This is a genomic window from Kitasatospora hibisci, from assembly GCF_043950205.1.
In the GTDB taxonomy this organism is placed as follows: Bacteria; Actinomycetota; Actinomycetes; order Streptomycetales; family Streptomycetaceae; genus Kitasatospora; species Kitasatospora hibisci.
Window position 1 is genome coordinate 4,328,241 of the sequence record NZ_CP171642.1, and the last position, 15,202, is coordinate 4,343,442.

Below are 15,202 nucleotides of genomic sequence, written 5' to 3' on the forward strand. Positions count from 1 at the left end.
GGGGGATGCCCGGGGGATCAGACCTCGATGTCGGCGATCACCCAGGTGGCGAACTCGCGCCACTGGCCGGCCGCGGCCTGGTGGGCCGGGTGGGTGAGGTAGGACTGCAGCGCCTCGCGGTCCTCGACGAGGCTGTTGATGGCGTAGTCGTACGCGATGTCGCGCTCGGTGGTGTTCCAGCCGCACTCCCACTCGCGCAGCTCGGGGATCACCGGGCCGAGCTCCTCGAAGGCCTTGGCGCCGGCGAGTGCGCGGGCGTCGTCCTTGCCGACGCCTTCGTTGAGCTTGAACAGGACCAGATGCCGGATCACGATGCCGCTCCTAGCGGACGGGGTTGAGGGACGGCCCCACCGTAGCCGGTGCCCCGTTGCCTACTTCACCAGCCCGGTCATGAAGGTGCCGATGGCCTTGGCGGCGTTCGAGATGCCCTCGAACCCCAGTTGGACCAGCTCGGCGGCCCGGGCGGGTGACGTGATGATCGTGTAGAGCACGAAGACGAGCAGGAGGACCATGCCGATCTTCTTCGCCTGCGCCATGCGCGACCTTCCTCCCTGCTGCGGGCCGCCGTCACTCGGTCCCCGAGCGGCCCTCTGCAGTGGGCAGCTTATCCACCGAACGGCCCATCAAGTGTGCGACGCGTTCACCCGGCGGGACGAAGGTCCTCGTGACCGAGGCCTTTCTCCGGGTGCCCCGGCGCGGGCGGTCGAGCAGGATGGATGTCGTACCGAGGATCTGGCAGGAGTCCCCGGTACGTGGATCCGGAGCTCCCCGCTGTGGGACCGGGGCCGCGGCTTCCCCCCGACGCGGCCCCGGTTGTGGGACTCCGCCCGGGGGAGCGGTCAGTTCCCCCGAACCGCTCCCCCTCGGGCTCCGTGCACGAAGGGCGTTGGTGGTCATCGGCCCCCGGCGCGGAGCCCCCGTTCCGCGGATGAGGGTGCGCGGAAACGACGAAGGCCCGTCCGTTCGGACGGGCCTTCGTGCTGCTGGCGGTAGCGGTGGGATTCGAACCCACGGTGGAGTTGCCCCCACACACGCTTTCGAGGCGTGCTCCTTTGGCCGCTCGGACACGCTACCGAGGGGAACTCTACCGGACGGGGGCCGCCGTCACGAAATCCGTATCCGCGCGGGCGTGCGGCGGGGTCGGCGGTGGGGTTCAGCGGTGGGGTTCAGCGGTGGGTGTCGAAGAAGTCGCGCAGCTGCTCGGCGCACTCGTCGGCGAGGACGCCCCAGACCACCTCGGGGCGGTGGTTGAGGCGTCGGTCGCGCATCACGTCGAAGAGGGAGCCGGCCGCGCCGGCCTTCTCGTCCAGGGCGCCGTAGACCACGCGGTCGATCCGGGACAGCACGATCGCGCCCGCGCACATCGTGCACGGCTCCAGGGTGACCACCAGCGTGCACCCGCTGAGCCGCCACTCCCCGATCTTCCCCGCCGCCTGCCGGATCGCCACCACCTCGGCGTGCGCGGTCGGGTCGCCGACCGCCTCGCGCTCGTTGTGGCCGCGTCCGATCACCTCGCCGTCCGGGGCCAGGACGAGCGCCCCGACCGGGACGTCCCCGGTGGCCGGCGCCAGCGCGGCCTCGGCCATGGCGAGGCGCATCGGCGCCGCCCAGCGGTCGCGGACCGGGTCGGGGCGGACGGGTGCGGGGAGCGGGACGGGCTGGTGGGCGGACGCGGACTGCATGGCATCCAGTGTCCGGCATCCGTCGAGCGGCACCGGCCGCTACCGGACCGCCTCCAGGACCTCGCCGCAGCCGAGGGCCTCGGCGATCTCCTCCAGCGCGTCGCCGGGCACCGCGCCCTCGCCGCTGAGCCCGAGCAGTTCGTCGGAGGCCAGCCCGAACTCGGTGAGCAGGTGGGAGTCGCCGAGCGGGCCGACCGGGACGCCGCCGCGGCCGACCGTGTCCTCGTCCTCGTCCTCCTGCTCCTGGGCGGCCTCCTCGTCCTCCAGTTCGGCCACCAGGTTGTCGAGGTCGCCGAACTCGCTCTCACCGGCCTGGTCGACCAGCTCGTCGGTGAGGACGGAGCCGTAGGAGCTGCGCGCGGCGGCGGCGCCGTCCGACACGAAGATCCGGGGGTCGTCCTCACCGTCGACCCGGACGATGGCGAACCAGGCGTCCTCCTGTTCGATGAAGACCAGGACGCTGTCGTCGTCCTGCGCGGCCTCGCGGGCCAGGTCGGCCAGGTCGGCCAGCGTTTCGACGTTGTCGAGCTCCGTCTCGCTCACATCCCACCCGTCCTCGGTGCGAGCAAGCACTGCAGCGAAGTACGCCACCAGGGACACTCCCAAGATCTCGGTCTCGGCTGTCGGCGCGCTCGGGCAACGCGGAACCTGGCCGCCCCCGCGCCAGAGGCGGTCCGCTGTTCGGACCGTCCCATCGGAATCGTGACAGAAAGCCCGCCCTTGCGGGGGGTGTTCGGCAGCGCGTCTTTGCAGGTCGTGTCGGAAGCCTTGGCCGGGAGCCGGTGAACCGCAGCCCCGGCCGCGGGGAACCGGCCGGATCGTTGTCAGATCCGGAAGGTTCGCATCCGCATCGCCTCGCGCATCCGGCGCTCCTTGGTCCGGCGAGGCTGGACCCGCTCCCTCAGCTCGCGCGCCTCGGCGAGCTCGCGCAGGAAGACGGCCCGCCGCTTGCGGCGCTCCGCCTCCGTCTCCGGGCGGTCCGGGGGCTGGCCCGAGCGCCCGCCCGACGGGCCGAGGGCGCCGTCCGCCGAGCCGTCCCCGGTCCTCGGGTTGCTCGTCATAGGACCTGACTTTCCCAGATCCGCCCGGTTGATACCACAGGAAGCCGTTCCGTCCGGACATTCGCAGCGGGTCACGGCGTGTCACGTCTGCGTCACTCGGGCCCGCCGCCGGCGGGGGCTCCGGGGCGGCCGTCCGGGGGCTGTTCTCGGCCGGGCCGGCCGAGGCGGGTCGTACGGGCGTCCGGGCGCGGGCTAACCTCGACGCATGCGGATCCACGTCGTCGACCACCCCCTGGTCGCCCACAAGCTCTCCACCCTGCGCGACGAGCGCACCGACTCGCCGACCTTCCGTCGCCTGACCGACGAGCTGGTCACCCTCCTCGCGTACGAGGCGACCCGGGACGTCCGCACCGACGACGTCGAGATCACCACGCCCGTGGCGGTCACCACCGGTACCCGGCTGAGCTACCCCCGCCCGCTGGTGGTGCCGATCCTGCGGGCCGGCCTCGGCATGCTGGACGGGATGACCCGGCTGCTGCCGACCGCCGAGGTGGGCTTCCTCGGCATGGTGCGCAACGAGGAGACCCTGGAGGCCTCCACGTACGCCACCCGGATGCCGGACGATCTCTCCGGCCGCCAGGTCTACGTGCTCGACCCGATGCTGGCCACCGGCGGCACGCTGGTCGCCGCGATCCGGATGCTGATCGAGCGGGGTGCCACCGACGTCACCGCCGTGGTGCTGCTCGCCGCCCCCGAGGGCGTCGCGGTGATGGAGAAGGAGCTGGCGGGCCTGCCGGTCACCGTCGTCACCGCCGCGGTCGACCAGCGGCTGAACGAGAACGGCTACATCGTCCCCGGCCTCGGCGACGCGGGCGACCGCCTGTACGGCACCGCCGGCTGAGTCCGCCGCTCCCGGACGTGAAGGAGCCCCCGGCACGGCGGGTTCTAGCGATCCCCGCAACACCCTGTAGTTCAGGGAGTTGCGGGGATCGTGGATTTCGGGGTGTTGAAGGCGAGGTTCTTCGAGGCGTTGGACCGGGAGGACGGCAGCGTCTCGGGTGCTGCCCGGATGGTCGGGGTGAGTCGTCATACGGCGGCCGGCTGGGCGCGGAAGGCCGGTGTCCGCGGCCGGGGGAAGTCCGGTACGGGCGGGCATCCGGGCCGGGCGGAGTACGAGCGGCTACGCGCGTCCGGGGTGCGACGCCGTGATGCCGCGGCACGGGTTGGGGTCCACGAGCGCACCGCCCGGGACTGGGACCGCGGGATCCGCAAGATCGGCAACGCGCGCCTATACCCCGATGGGCGCAGGATCGACTACACAACGGGGATGACCAGCACCGTTTCCTCCAAGGCCACACCGTCCCTCGCGGCGGTCGAGGCCGAGCTGCATCCCCGGTTCTTGACGGTGGCCGAGCGGGAGCTGATCGCGGACCTGCACCGTGAGGGCCGGTCGCTGCGGGCGATCGGACGGGCATTGGGCCGGCCGGCCTCCACCGTCAAACGCGAGATCGATGCCCGTTCCGTCGACGGCCTCTACCGGCCGCACCGCGCCCAGCGGGCCTGGGCCGGGAGCCGGGCGCGCCCCAAGGACTCCAAGCTCGCCCAGGACGGTCCACTGCGCGAGTTCGTCACGGACGGGCTGCGGAAACGGTGGTCGCCCGAGCAGATCTGTCACGCTCTGGTCATGGAGTTCCCCGACGACGACAGCATGCGGGTGAGTCCGGAGACGGTCTACCAGGCGATCTACGTCCAGGCCCGCGGCGGGCTGCGTCGCGAGGTCGCACTCGCACTGCGCACCGGGCGCACCCGACGCAAGCCGCAGCGCAGCCCGGAGCAGCGCACGTCCCGGTTCGTCGACGAGATGGTGATGATCTCCGAACGCCCTGCCGAGGTCGAGGACCGGGCGGTTCCCGGCCACTGGGAAGGCGATCTGATCGTCGGCACCCGCAACGAGAGCGCGATCGTGACCCTGGTCGAGCGCTCCACCCGTTACGTCCTGCTCGGACACCTGCCCGGCGGGCACACCGCCGAGGAGGTCCGGGAAGTGCTGGTGCCCCTGATCCAGACCCTGCCCCAGCACCTACGCGGCTCGCTGACCTGGGACCAGGGCTGCGAGATGGCCGCGCACAAGCAGTTCACCGTGGCCACGGGCGTGCCGGTCTACTTCTGCGATCCGCACTCACCCTGGCAGCGCGGATCGAACGAGAACACCAACGGCCTGCTACGGCAGTACTTCCCCAAGGGCACCGACCTGTCCGTCCACAGCCCCGAAGACCTCGAACACGTCGCCCAACAACTCAACGGCCGACCACGCAAAACGCTCGACTGGAGAACCCCAGCCGAGCGCCTGCGTGATCTACTAACGACCACATAGCCATCAGGTGTTGCGAGGACCCCAAGAATCCGCCCACGGCGCCGGGGGCTCCTTCACGTCCGGGAGCGGTTCAGCAGCTGCCGGTGGCGCTGGGGGTCGGGGAGGGCTTGGTGGCCAGGGCCAGGGCGGCCGCGGCCTGCGTCTCGTCCAGCAGGGCGTTGTAGCTGTCGCCGACGACGACGTCCACGGTGTTGTCGGTGCGGGCGTCCGTGGTGACGGTGGCTCCGGCGATCTGCGAGCTGATCAGGGTGGCGGCGCCGGCGCCGGCCGGACCGGCGATCACGATGGCGGTGCCGGGCACCTTCTTGTCCAGCTCGGCCGGGGCGTTGCCCTTCTTGTCGACCGTGAAGCCGCGCTTGGTGAACTCCTCGGCCGTCCGCCCGGCCAGGCCGGACTTGGTGGTGGCGTTGAAGATGTTCAGCTTGAAGGCGGTCGGCTGCGGGATGGCCTTCGGATCGCCCGCGGGTGCGCCGGGCGACGCCTCCGCGGTGGGGGTGGGTGCTGCCAGCGGTTTGCCGGAGGGCGTCGCGCAGGCCTGGGCGGAGGAGTCCCTGCCCTTGCCGGTGAAGATGTCGTAGAGCTGCACGCCGCCGAGGGCGATCAGCGCCAGTGCGAGCACCGAGCCGATCAGGGCGAACACCTTGCGGCTCTTCTTCGGCGGCCGGCCCAGCCGTGGATAGCTGTTGCCGGTGATGCGGTACTGCTTCCCCTTCAGGCCTTGGGGAGTCAACATGCTCACGGTTTGTCTCCCCCTCGTGCCGGGGCGGGGATCGGGTGACGGTCGGCCGGTGCCGGCGTTCGCCGTGGTCGCGGCCGTAGTCAGCAGACTAGTGCGGTACGGCAGCGAAGGTACTAAATGATCATCATCTGGAGTACGCCGGTACCCGAAAGGAGGTATCCGGGTACGAACGGACCGCCTTCCGGCGGGTGGCCGGAAGGCGGTGCGGCGGTACGCGGGAGGGGCCCGTCACTCCATCTCTAGGACGCGGGCGTGCAGCACCTGGCGCTGTTGGAGCGCGGCGCGGACCGCCCGGTGCAGCCCGTCCTCCAGGTAGAGGTCGCCGTGCCACTTCACGACGTGGGCGAAGAGGTCCCCGTAGAAGGTGGAGTCCTCCGCGAGGAGCGTTTCGAGGTCCAGTTGTCCCTTGGTGGTCACCAGCTGGTCCAGTCGCACCGGACGCGGGGCGACGTCCGCCCACTGGCGGGTGCTGGTCCGGCCGTGATCCGGGTACGGCCGCCCATTGCCGATGCGTTTGAAGATCACACGGAAAGCCTACCGTTTGGGCGGCGGATGGCGCAGCAGCCGCGGCGCCGCCACGCCCCCGGGTGCGGGCTGCGGGCGGCCGATTGCGGCTGTTTCATGGGAAATGTCGCGATCGTTCCTTCCCGGTCCTGCCTTCGGAGTGTGCCCGATGCCCCCCGCCGAGCCGCCGTCCCCCGCCGAGCCGCCGCCCCCCGGCACCGCCCTCGCCGGCCTCCCGTCACAGGTGCGGGAGATCGCCGGCGGCTACGCCTTCACCGGTCCCGCACTCGACCTCGGCGCCGTGCTGCTGGACGGCGCCGCCTACCCGGACGCCCCGGTGCGCGTCCCGCTCGGGGTGCTCAACCGGCACGGGCTGGTGGCCGGCGCCACCGGCACCGGCAAGACCAAGACCCTCCAGCTGATCGCCGAGCAGCTCTCCGCCCAGGGCGTCCCGGTGTTCCCGGCCGACGTCAAGGGCGACGTCTCCGGTGTCTCGGCGCCCGGCGTGCCGGGCGAGCGGACCGCCGCCCGCGCGGCCGAGGTGGGTCAGAGCTGGGCGCCGCAGGGCTGCCCGAGCGAGTTCTACGCACTCGGCGGCCAGGGCGAGGGCATCCCGATCCGGGCCACCGTGACCAGCTTCGGCCCGCTCCTGCTGGCCAAGGTGCTGGACCTGAACGACACCCAGGAGTCCTCGCTCGGCCTGGTCTTCCACTACGCCGACCGCAACGGGCTGGAGCTGTACGACCTCAAGGACCTCACCGCCGTCATCGACGACCTCCTCGAAGCGGGTGTCCGGGAAGGCCTGGTAGAGCTCGGTGGTGGCGCCGCCGAGGTTCGGGCCGCCGTGCGGGCTGCTGGTGCAGTCGATGATCTCGAAGACGTGGGGGATGGCGCCGGGTCCGATGATCTTGTCGGTCTCCGGGTCGGTCCAGATGCCCTTTCGCTCGCGGATCATGACGATGTGTCCGGTGTAGAGCGCGTCGCCGTCGTCGGCGTACTCGAAGGCGACGAGGTCGCCGCCGCAGGCTGCTCGCCGGAGCCGCGGGCACCGCCGGAGCCGCCGCTCTGACCACAGCGGCCGGCACCGCCCCGGCCGCCGCCGCCACGCGGGTGTGGTCTCCATGGTTGCTCCCCCCTCGGCGGATGATCACGGCGAGGGGAGCCTAGGGCCCGGATGTCGGTGTGGACAGGGGTGATCGCTCGGGTGGCGATTGCTTTCGGACAGCCGGTGGGCGGTCGCCGGCCGGACGGGATCCGGCCGGCACCTGCCTCGGCCGGCCGGTTGCCCGTGTCGGCCACCCGGCTCACCCGGCTCACCCGGCTCACCCGGCTCACCCGGCTCACCCGGCTCAGCCGGCGAGGGCGGCGCCGATCCGGTCGAGCGAGGAGAGCCGCATCAGGCCGTAGTGGTAGAACTCCACCTCCGGAACGCCCAGTTCGCGCAGCACGGCGATCTTGGCGGCGAGGTCGGCCGGGCCGTCGCAGTCCGAGGCCATCGGTCGCAGGACCACCGCCATCTCCTGCGGGCGGACGCCGTGCAGGGCGAAGGCGGCGACCTTCTCGCGGACGGCCTCCGGGGTCTTCGCGTAGCCGAGGGTCTCGATCTGGTCGGCGGCCCTGGCGAGTGCGGGCAGGTCGATGCCGGCGAGCCACCCCCGGCCCGGGCCGCCACCGTCCATGAAGCTCAGCCGCATGCCGTGGTGGCGGGCCTGCTCGGCCAGCTCGGCGGCGAGTGAGGACACGGTGGCGGCGGAGGCGTCGACGTACGCGGCGAAGGCGCCGCCCGCCAGCTCGTCCAGGGCGGCGGGTGCGGCGGCGGCCGCCTCGTCCGCCAGCCGGCGGCGCAGCTCGGTCCGGACCGCCGCCGCCACCTCCTCGGCGGGCACGCCGGCCCGGTCGGCGGCGGCGCGGCAGTGCGCGCAGAAGCAGACCCCGAGCAGGGCCTCGGCGACCGGGCCCAGCTCCTCGAAGTAGCGCTCGTGGTGGTAGCCGTGGCGCAGGCCGTGGAAGTGCAGCGATTCGGCCCGGATCGCGTCCACCCCGTACCGGGCCAGTTCGGTGACCAGGGTCGCGGCGTACGCGCGGACCTCCGGGTGGGCCGGGCAGAGGTCGGTGAGCTGCCGGTCGCCGAAGGCGTTGGCGGGGGCGCAGTCGGGGTGCTCGAAGCCGAGCCGGTCGTTGTGGCAGAAGACCGTCCAGGCGTGCAGCTTCAGTCCGCGGCGGTGGGCCTCGGCGGCGGCCTCGGCGAAGGGGTCGCGGTCGCCGATCGCGGTGGACGGGGTGGGCCGGAGCCGGCGGCCGGCCCAGCGGGCCGGGTCGGGGCGGAAGTAGGCGGCGCCGGGCTCCAGGTAGCGGACCACCCGGTGCGGGTTGTGCGGGAAGACGTCCCGGGCCTCGTGGTAGACCGAGGCGAGGGTGACGCCGCCGACGCCCGCCCGGTCGGTGAGGTTGCCGAAGAAGGTGTCGGTCCCCTCGTCGAGCAGATCGGTGGCGAAGGCGAGGACGGACGACTCCACGGTGCGGCTCCGGAGCAGGGGGCAGGTGCCCCTCACGCTAGCCCGTGGGGCAGCACTGGTCTATACCTGGTCGGCGGCGCGCCACGGTGGCCCGGCCGCCGCGATCCGGTGGCGGCGGTTCAGAGGCCCAGGTCGTCCAGTTCCTTGAGCAACTCGGCCCGGGAGCCGGGGACGGCGGGGATGCCGGTGGGGGCGCCGGTGGGGGCGCCGGTGGCGGCGGCGGGATCCGGGACGGTGGCCTTCGGTCCCCGGTCGCGGAAGATCCAGGCGCCGGCCAGTCCGCCGACCAGCCCGCCGAGGTGGGCGGCCCAGCTGATTCCAGGGGCGACACCCGGCAGGGCCCCGGTCACCATGTAGGCGTAGGAGGCGCCGAGCACGACGCCGATCAGGGTGTCGATCAGGTTGCGGTCGAAGACTCCGCGCAGGACCACGTAGCCGAAGTAGCCGAACACCAGACCGCTGGCTCCGACGCCGATGGAGTTCGGCTTGTCGAAGATCCAGGCCGTCAGCTCGCTGGTCACCGCGAGCAGCGCGGTCAGGCCCAGGAACTTCTTCACCCCGCGGTAGGCGGCGAGGAAGCCGAAGACGAACAGCGGGCCCGAATTGGCCTCCAGGTGCGCCCAGTTCCAGTGCAGCAGCGGTGAGGTGACGATGTGCGGCAGGCTGCCGAGCTCCTGCGGCCGCACCCCGTACGCCCGGCTGAGGCCGTAGTCGTCGAGCCAGTTCACCAGCTGCAGCAGCCAGACGACGGCCATGACGCCGACCATGGTGAAGAGCGCCCGCCGTGCATCGGCGATCATCCGGGCGGGGTCGAGGCTGGACGCGGAACCGCTGCGGTCGTTCGAGGCCATGACGGTGACTCTAGGGCCGCGTCGATCGGGTGTGCACCCCACTAGAGTGAACGGCGTCATTCAGCCAGGAGCCGGGGCGACCCCGGCTCGTCGAGAGGTGACCACCCATGAGCGTCCGTCCGCCGCTGCCGTACGAGTTCCTGCCGCAGGTGCCGTCCTTCGAGCTGACCAGCGAGGACATCGCCGAAGGCGGCGAACTGGCCCAGGAGTTCATCCACGCCGGCGGCAACCTCTCGCCGCAGCTGGCCTGGTCCGGCCTGCCCGAGGGCACCAGGTCCATCGCCGTCACCTGCTACGACCCGGACGCCCCGACCGGCTCCGGCTGGTGGCACTGGCTCGCCCTCAACCTGCCGGCCGACACCACCGGCCTGGCACGCGGCGCAGGCTCGTCCGACGCCGACCTGCCGGGTGGGCGCTCGTTCCACGCCCGCAACGACTTCCCCGGCAACAAGTACGACGGCGCCGCGCCGCCGCCCGGTGCCCCGCACCGGTACGCCTTCGCCGTGCACGCGCTGGACGTCGAGGCACTGGACGTCGCCGCCGACACCCCGCCGGCGCAGGTCGGCTTCAACATCACCTTCCACACGCTGGCCCGAGCGGTGCTGACCGCCGAGTTCGGCGTCTGACGGATCCTCCACGGGGGCCGGGGCGGCACGGGTCAGTCCGTGCCTCCCCGGCTCCCGCTGTTCGCGGCCCGGCCGGCCCGGTCGGCGAGGTCGCGCAGGTGGGCGTGCAGCTCCGTCGGCCGGTGCACCTCGAACTCGCAGCCGAGCATCAGCAGGCGCATCGCCAGCCACTCCAGCGAGTCGGCCCTGGACCGGAGGCGGCAGGTGCGTTCGTCGACCGGCTCGACCGTGGAGTCGCCGTAGCCGCCGATCCGGCGCTCGACCTCGGCCGCGGAGGCCTGCACGGTGGCCTCCAGGGTGTACGTGGGGGACTGCCGGCGGAGCTTGCCCGCCACGAACGCGGCCGCGTCCTCGGCGGGGAGCGGCCGCGGGGTGAACCGGGCACCGGTGGGGAAGGGTTCGCTGAGCCGGTCGACCCGGAACAGCCGCCAGTCGTCGCGGTGCAGGTCGTACCCGACGAGGTACCAGCGGCGGCCCGCCGAGACCAGCCGGTCCGGCTCGACCAGGCGCCTGGTCTCGGCGCCGTCGCCGGCCCGGTAGGCGAAGCGCAGGCGTTCGCGGTTGGTGACGGCGTTGGCGAGCACGGTGAGCTCCTCGGGGTCGACGGTCGGGCCGTCGCCGGTGAGCAGCGGGACGGTGGCCGTGTTGAGCGCGCCGACCCGGTGGCGCAACCGGTTCGGCAGCACCTGGAGCAGTTTGCCGAGCGCGCGCACCGAGGCCTCCTCGATACCCACCACGGCGTGCCCGGCGGCCGCCCGGAGGCCGACGGCGATGGCCACCGCCTCCTCGTCGTCGAGCAGCAGCGGTGGCATGGCCGTCCCGGCCACCAGCCGGTAGCCGCCGACTGCGCCCATCGTCGCCTCGACCGGGTAGCCGAGTGCGCGCAGCCGGTCGACGTCGCGGCGGATCGTCCGCGGGCTGACGTGGAGGCGTTCGGCCAGTTCACTGCCGGGCCACTCGCGCGGCGTCTGGAGCAGGGACAGCAGGCTCAGCAGTCGTGCCGGAGTGTCGGTCATGGTGTCCAGCATGCCGGACAAGGCGGACAGGATCTGACCTACATGCCCCCTACCGTCGCAGTCGTGCCGAAGAGTGACGAAGAGGAGTACGTGATGACGAGCGACGCCGTGGCGGCGGACCGCCGGAGGTGGATCGCGCTGGCGATCGTGATGACCGCCTCGTTCATGGACCTGGTGGACGTCACCATCGTGAACATCGCCGTGCCGAGCATCCAGGCCGACACCGGGGCCTCGTTCAGCGCCGTCCAGTGGGTGACCGGGGGCTACGCGCTGGCCTTCGCGATCGGGCTGATCACCGGTGGGCGGCTGGGCGACATCCACGGCCGGAAGCGGCTGTTCCTGGTCGGCATCGGAGGATTCACGCTCGCCTCCGCGCTCTGCGGGGTGGCGAGCGGCGCCGAGATGCTGGTCGCGATGCGGGTGGTCCAGGGCGCCACGGCCGCCCTGATGGTGCCGCAGGTGCTGTCGATCATCCACGCGACCTTCCCGGCGGAGGAGCGCGGCAAGGTGTTCGGCATGTTCGGCGCGGTGGTGGGGCTGGGCGCGGTCTCCGGGCCGATGATCGGCGCGCTGCTGACCGAGTGGGACCTCTTCGGCCTGGGCTGGCGGCCGATCTTCCTGATCAACCTGCCGGTCGGCGTGGCCGGGCTGCTGCTGGGCCGGGCGTTCATCGCCGAGTCGAAGGCCGAGCGGGCGCTGAAGCTCGATCTGGTGGGCGTGCTGTTGGCCAGCGTGGCTCTGCTGATGCTGATCTACCCGCTCACCCACGGCCGGGAGGCCGGCTGGCCGCTCTGGGGACACCTCTCGATGGCCGGGAGCCTGCCGGTGTTCGCGCTGTTCGTCGCCTACGAGCGGGTGAAGACCCGCCGGGACGGCTCGCCGCTGGTCGAGCTCTCGCTCTTCCGGGTGCGGAGCTTCGCGGCCGGCATCGGGGTGCAGCTGGCCTTCGGCGTGGTCACCGGGATCTTCTTCCTGGTCTGGACCCTCTACATGCAGCTCGGCCTGGGCTGGAGCCCGCTCAAGGCCGGCACGACCGGCATCCCGTTCTCGCTCGCGGTCTCCACGGCGGCCGGGCTCTCGGTACAGAAGCTGGTGCCGCGGTTCGGGCGCAAGGTGCTCCAGGCGGGCGCGGCGGTGATGGCGGTCGGCGTGCTGGTCTACATCGCGGAGGCCGAGCGGTACGGAACGGCGATCGCGCCGTGGCAGATGGCGCTGCCGCTGGTGATCATGGGCCTGGGCATGGGGCTGATCGTCGCGCCGATCACGGACGCGATCCTGGCCGAGGTGCCGCGCGAGCACGCCGGGTCGGCCTCCGGGCTGATCAACACGGTGGGCCAGGTCGGGATGGCGCTGGGGCTGGGCCTGGTGTCGGTGGCGTTCTTCGACCGGGTGGACGACGCGGTCGCGCCGGCGGAGGCCGGGGCGGCGTTCAGCGCGGCTTTCGTGCACGCGATGTGGTGGGTCGTCGGGGTGCTGGCCGTGGTGTTCCTGCTGATGTGCGCGCTGCCGCGGCGCCGGCCGGCGGCGGTCGTGGCGGAGAGCGTCGAGGCCGTGGAGCGGGAGCAGGAGCCCGTGCTGGTCTGACGGTCTGCGGGCGGTGGGCCCCGGTCGCGCTGCGCGGCCGGGGCCTTCGTGCGCACACTGGGAGGGCCATGGACCGCACGCCGGTGGACTCCTCGGCGCTGCGCTCGGTCGGGTACGACGCGGCGCGGCGGGTGCTGGAGGTGGAGTTCGCCGGAGGGTGCGTGTACGCCTACGACTCCGTTCCGGGGCGGGTGCACGGGGAGTTGATGGCGGCGGAGAGCCACGGGCGCTACTTCGTCCGGGAGATCCGGGGCAGGTACCCGTACCGGCGGCTCGGCTGAACCGCCCCCACCGGTCGCGCTAGCGGGGCCAGTCGGGGGCCGGGTCGGTGTCGAGCAGGGGGCGGACGGCGCCGAGGACGGCGCCGATGCAGACGTCGCGCAGCTCGGCGCGGGAGCAGGTCTCCTCGGTGAGCCAGTCCACGCAGAGCACCTGGACGAAGACCAGCCAGCTCTTCAGGACGCCCGAGACCGCCTTGCGGGCGGCCTCGTCGGCCAGCGGGAGGACGCCCAGCAGGCGGGCGCGGAGGGCGTCCAGCTCGTTGTTCATGATCGTCTGGATGACCGGGTCCCCCGCGAGCACCCGGTTGGCGGCGAGCACGGCGTGGCGGTTGGCGACGAAGTAGTCGAGGTGGGCGTCCATGCCCTGGGCGAGCTGCTCGACCAGGGTGTGGGCGGGGTCGAGCCGGGTCTCGGCGAGCAGCTCTTCCGCGGCCTGCCGGTAGACGGCCGCGAAGAGGTCGTGCTTGCTCGGGAAGTGCCGGTACAGCAGGGCGCGCGAGACGCCGGCCCGGTCGGCGACGTCCTCCATCAGCACCTCCTCGTACGGGCGCGCGGCGAACAGCTGCGCGCCGACGGAGAGCAGCTGGGCGCGGCGGTCGGCGGGGCTGAGCCGCTGGCGGGGAGGCATGCGGGAAGCCTACTTGACACGCGTCTACCAGAGCGGGCTAGCTTAGTAGACGCATGTCAACTAGTGGCGCGAGGGATGGTGGTCGCCGTGGCCAGGGTCAAGGTGCTTCGGGTGCTCGCCCGGACGATGGGCGTCGCGTGCGTGCTGATCGGGCTGTTCCACGTGCTCGGCGGCAACGCCGCGATCCCGGGGGAGGCGGACGCCGGCCCGACGATCGACAGCCTGGGCCGGTTCTTCGGCGCGATCTTCGTCGGGTACGGGCTCGCGTGGGTGTGGGCGGCCCGACAGGCGCCGATCCCGGCACGGGTGGTGGGGTGCTGACCGGCGTCTTCCTGCTGGGCGCTGCCGGGCGACTGCTGTCGATCGCGGTGGAGGGCCGGCCGCACGCGTTCCAGCTCGGCCTGATGGTGCTCGAACTCGCCCTGTCCCCGGTCTACTTCTGGCTCGCCGACGCGGACGAGAGGGCGGTGCGACCGGCGCGGGCCCGGCGCTCCCGGAGCAGCGCCGGGCGACCGTGACGATCGGTCAGGCCTTCACCTTGGCCTCCTTGGCGGCGCGCTTCACCTCCTGCTTGTGGGCGCGGACCTTCTCCAGCGACTCCGGTCCGGTGATGTCCGCGACCGAGCGGTAGGAGCCCTCCTCGCCGTACGCGCCGGCCGCCTCGCGCCAGCCCTCGGGCTGCACGCCGTACTGCTTGCCGAGCAGGGCCAGGAAGATCTGCGACTTCTGCTTCCCGAAGCCCGGCAGCGCGTTCAGCCGGCTGAGCAGCTCCTTGCCGGTGGCGACGCCCCGCCAGAGCGCGGCCGCGTCGCCGTCGTACTGCGCCACCAGGAACTGGCAGAGCTGCTGCACCCGCTTGGCCATCGCCGCCGGGTAGCGGTGCACGGCCGGCTTCTCGGAGAGCAGCGCGACGAACTCCTCGGGGTTGTAGACGGCGATCTCGTGCGCGTCCAGGTCGTCCCGGCCGAGCCGCTGGGCGATGGTCAGCGGGCCGCTGAACGCCCACTCCATGGGCACCTGCTGGTCGAGCAGCATCCCGACGAGTGCGGCGAGCGCGCTGCGCCCGAGCAGTTCGTCGGCCTCGGGCTGCTGCGCGAGCCGGACGGTGACGTTCATGGGGAAGCCCTCCTCTGAGCGTGGAGACTCGGGTCGCCGCCCAGTCTGGTGGACGGGTGCGGAGCGGGGGGTGTCAACACGCCCGTGAGCGGGCATTGATCGGGTCGGCCGGCCTTGCCCCGCCTAGGTGGTTCGTCGGCGTAGTTGTTGTGCGCGTGCGTGCGCGCCGCCCCTGAGGGTCCCAGGACAGGTTCCTTTAGCGCATCCGTTCCATCGCGCGGCTCGCGGCGCCGGGCGTGGTCGGAGACGGGGCCGGGAGCGGAGACGCACGGCGACGAGGCCGG

At 72.5% G+C, this 15,202-nt stretch carries 17 protein-coding genes, 1 tRNA gene and 2 pseudogenes; 7 read left to right on the forward strand and 13 right to left on the reverse strand.

All coding sequences use genetic code 11. From position 1 onward, the window contains the following. Positions 1 to 17: 17 nt before the first annotated feature. From ACF9IK_RS18650 to ACF9IK_RS18675, 6 genes are all read right to left on the reverse strand, one after another. Complete coding sequence (locus tag ACF9IK_RS18650; RefSeq protein WP_313764588.1) at positions 18 to 311, reverse strand: Dabb family protein; 294 nt, start codon at positions 309 to 311, stop codon at positions 18 to 20. A 60-nt stretch (positions 312 to 371) separates the two neighbouring features. Continuing rightward, entirely contained in the window at positions 372 to 536 is a 165-nt protein-coding gene (locus ACF9IK_RS18655) for a hypothetical protein (protein ID WP_174315669.1), read from the reverse strand. A gap of 448 nt (positions 537 to 984) precedes the next feature. Next, positions 985 to 1,074: transfer RNA gene (locus tag ACF9IK_RS18660), tRNA-Ser, on the reverse strand. A gap of 92 nt (positions 1,075 to 1,166) precedes the next feature. Then, a complete protein-coding gene (gene tadA / locus ACF9IK_RS18665) occupies positions 1,167 to 1,682 on the reverse strand; it encodes a tRNA adenosine(34) deaminase TadA (protein ID WP_395295325.1) in 516 nt (171 codons plus the stop codon). A gap of 39 nt (positions 1,683 to 1,721) precedes the next feature. Then, the gene (locus ACF9IK_RS18670; RefSeq protein WP_395295326.1) at positions 1,722 to 2,273 is read right to left on the reverse strand and encodes a tRNA adenosine deaminase-associated protein; all 552 of its coding nucleotides are present in this window, start codon (positions 2,271 to 2,273) and stop codon (positions 1,722 to 1,724) included. Positions 2,274 to 2,506: 233 nt separating this feature from the next. Continuing rightward, positions 2,507 to 2,743, reverse strand: coding sequence for a hypothetical protein (locus ACF9IK_RS18675; RefSeq protein WP_395295327.1), 237 nt, complete (start codon positions 2,741 to 2,743; stop codon positions 2,507 to 2,509). Between the two features lie 205 nt (positions 2,744 to 2,948). Between ACF9IK_RS18675 and upp the strand changes: the two genes are divergently transcribed. Together upp and ACF9IK_RS18685 are read left to right on the forward strand one after the other, a co-directional pair. Next, positions 2,949 to 3,584 (forward strand): uracil phosphoribosyltransferase, encoded by a 636-nt coding sequence (gene upp / locus ACF9IK_RS18680; RefSeq protein WP_395295328.1) that lies wholly within the window; start codon positions 2,949 to 2,951, stop codon positions 3,582 to 3,584. Positions 3,585 to 3,878: 294 nt separating this feature from the next. Further along, on the forward strand, positions 3,879 to 5,057 hold the full coding sequence (locus ACF9IK_RS18685) for an IS30 family transposase (RefSeq protein ID WP_395298423.1): 1,179 nt from the start codon (positions 3,879 to 3,881) through the stop codon (positions 5,055 to 5,057). 70 nt (positions 5,058 to 5,127) lie between these two features. Here ACF9IK_RS18685 and ACF9IK_RS18690 read toward each other — a convergent pair whose 3' ends face one another. Together ACF9IK_RS18690 and ACF9IK_RS18695 are read right to left on the reverse strand one after the other, a co-directional pair. Further along, on the reverse strand, positions 5,128 to 5,790 hold the full coding sequence (locus ACF9IK_RS18690; RefSeq protein ID WP_395298612.1) for a LytR C-terminal domain-containing protein: 663 nt from the start codon (positions 5,788 to 5,790) through the stop codon (positions 5,128 to 5,130). A 234-nt stretch (positions 5,791 to 6,024) separates the two neighbouring features. After that, entirely contained in the window at positions 6,025 to 6,321 is a 297-nt protein-coding gene (locus ACF9IK_RS18695; protein WP_030061387.1) for a type II toxin-antitoxin system VapB family antitoxin, read from the reverse strand. 148 nt (positions 6,322 to 6,469) lie between these two features. Here ACF9IK_RS18695 and ACF9IK_RS18700 point away from each other — a divergent pair. Next, positions 6,470 to 7,073, forward strand: a pseudogene (locus ACF9IK_RS18700) (helicase HerA-like domain-containing protein); the annotation flags it as partial. A gap of 576 nt (positions 7,074 to 7,649) precedes the next feature. Here ACF9IK_RS18700 and ACF9IK_RS18705 read toward each other — a convergent pair. Together ACF9IK_RS18705 and ACF9IK_RS18710 are read right to left on the reverse strand one after the other, a co-directional pair. After that, entirely contained in the window at positions 7,650 to 8,816 is a 1,167-nt protein-coding gene (locus tag ACF9IK_RS18705; RefSeq protein ID WP_395295329.1) for a hypothetical protein, read from the reverse strand. Positions 8,817 to 8,935: 119 nt separating this feature from the next. Continuing rightward, positions 8,936 to 9,667, reverse strand: a complete 732-nt coding sequence (locus tag ACF9IK_RS18710) for a rhomboid family intramembrane serine protease (protein WP_395295330.1) — start codon at positions 9,665 to 9,667, stop codon at positions 8,936 to 8,938. A gap of 107 nt (positions 9,668 to 9,774) precedes the next feature. On the opposite strand from ACF9IK_RS18710, the gene ACF9IK_RS18715 reads away from it, so the two are divergent. Beyond that, entirely contained in the window at positions 9,775 to 10,293 is a 519-nt protein-coding gene (locus tag ACF9IK_RS18715) for a YbhB/YbcL family Raf kinase inhibitor-like protein (protein ID WP_395295331.1), read from the forward strand. 32 nt (positions 10,294 to 10,325) lie between these two features. Here ACF9IK_RS18715 and ACF9IK_RS18720 read toward each other — a convergent pair whose 3' ends face one another. Next, positions 10,326 to 11,309, reverse strand: a complete 984-nt coding sequence (locus ACF9IK_RS18720; protein WP_395295332.1) for a helix-turn-helix transcriptional regulator — start codon at positions 11,307 to 11,309, stop codon at positions 10,326 to 10,328. A gap of 93 nt (positions 11,310 to 11,402) precedes the next feature. Between ACF9IK_RS18720 and ACF9IK_RS18725 the strand changes: the two genes are divergently transcribed. Both ACF9IK_RS18725 and ACF9IK_RS18730 read left to right on the forward strand, forming a co-directional pair. Beyond that, entirely contained in the window at positions 11,403 to 12,893 is a 1,491-nt protein-coding gene (locus tag ACF9IK_RS18725) for an MFS transporter (RefSeq protein ID WP_395298613.1), read from the forward strand. Positions 12,894 to 12,961: 68 nt separating this feature from the next. Next, positions 12,962 to 13,174 (forward strand): KTSC domain-containing protein, encoded by a 213-nt coding sequence (locus ACF9IK_RS18730; protein ID WP_395295333.1) that lies wholly within the window; start codon positions 12,962 to 12,964, stop codon positions 13,172 to 13,174. Positions 13,175 to 13,193: 19 nt separating this feature from the next. Here the strand turns inward: ACF9IK_RS18730 and ACF9IK_RS18735 are convergent, their stop codons facing one another. After that, positions 13,194 to 13,802, reverse strand: a complete 609-nt coding sequence (locus ACF9IK_RS18735; RefSeq protein WP_395295334.1) for a TetR/AcrR family transcriptional regulator — start codon at positions 13,800 to 13,802, stop codon at positions 13,194 to 13,196. 75 nt (positions 13,803 to 13,877) lie between these two features. Here ACF9IK_RS18735 and ACF9IK_RS18740 point away from each other — a divergent pair. Next, positions 13,878 to 14,320 (forward strand): annotated as a pseudogene (locus tag ACF9IK_RS18740) (DUF4345 domain-containing protein). Between the two features lie 7 nt (positions 14,321 to 14,327). On the opposite strand, the gene ACF9IK_RS18745 reads toward ACF9IK_RS18740, so the two are convergent. Continuing rightward, the gene (locus tag ACF9IK_RS18745) at positions 14,328 to 14,918 is read right to left on the reverse strand and encodes an HhH-GPD-type base excision DNA repair protein (protein ID WP_395295335.1); all 591 of its coding nucleotides are present in this window, start codon (positions 14,916 to 14,918) and stop codon (positions 14,328 to 14,330) included. Between the last annotated feature and the right edge of the window lie 284 nt (positions 14,919 to 15,202).

Coding starts and splice junctions, on each gene's coding strand:
- ACF9IK_RS18655 (WP_174315669.1), bottom strand. CDS start 536: ATGGCGCAGGCGAAGAAGATCGGCATGGTCCTCCTGCTCGTCTTCGTG.
- tadA (WP_395295325.1), bottom strand. CDS start 1,682: ATGCAGTCCGCGTCCGCCCACCAGCCCGTCCCGCTCCCCGCACCCGTC.
- ACF9IK_RS18675 (WP_395295327.1), bottom strand. CDS start 2,743: ATGACGAGCAACCCGAGGACCGGGGACGGCTCGGCGGACGGCGCCCTC.
- upp (WP_395295328.1), top strand. CDS start 2,949: ATGCGGATCCACGTCGTCGACCACCCCCTGGTCGCCCACAAGCTCTCC.
- ACF9IK_RS18690 (WP_395298612.1), bottom strand. CDS start 5,790: ATGTTGACTCCCCAAGGCCTGAAGGGGAAGCAGTACCGCATCACCGGC.
- ACF9IK_RS18710 (WP_395295330.1), bottom strand. CDS start 9,667: ATGGCCTCGAACGACCGCAGCGGTTCCGCGTCCAGCCTCGACCCCGCC.
- ACF9IK_RS18715 (WP_395295331.1), top strand. CDS start 9,775: ATGAGCGTCCGTCCGCCGCTGCCGTACGAGTTCCTGCCGCAGGTGCCG.
- ACF9IK_RS18720 (WP_395295332.1), bottom strand. CDS start 11,309: ATGACCGACACTCCGGCACGACTGCTGAGCCTGCTGTCCCTGCTCCAG.
- ACF9IK_RS18725 (WP_395298613.1), top strand. CDS start 11,403: ATGACGAGCGACGCCGTGGCGGCGGACCGCCGGAGGTGGATCGCGCTG.
- ACF9IK_RS18730 (WP_395295333.1), top strand. CDS start 12,962: ATGGACCGCACGCCGGTGGACTCCTCGGCGCTGCGCTCGGTCGGGTAC.
- ACF9IK_RS18735 (WP_395295334.1), bottom strand. CDS start 13,802: ATGCCTCCCCGCCAGCGGCTCAGCCCCGCCGACCGCCGCGCCCAGCTG.
- ACF9IK_RS18745 (WP_395295335.1), bottom strand. CDS start 14,918: ATGAACGTCACCGTCCGGCTCGCGCAGCAGCCCGAGGCCGACGAACTG.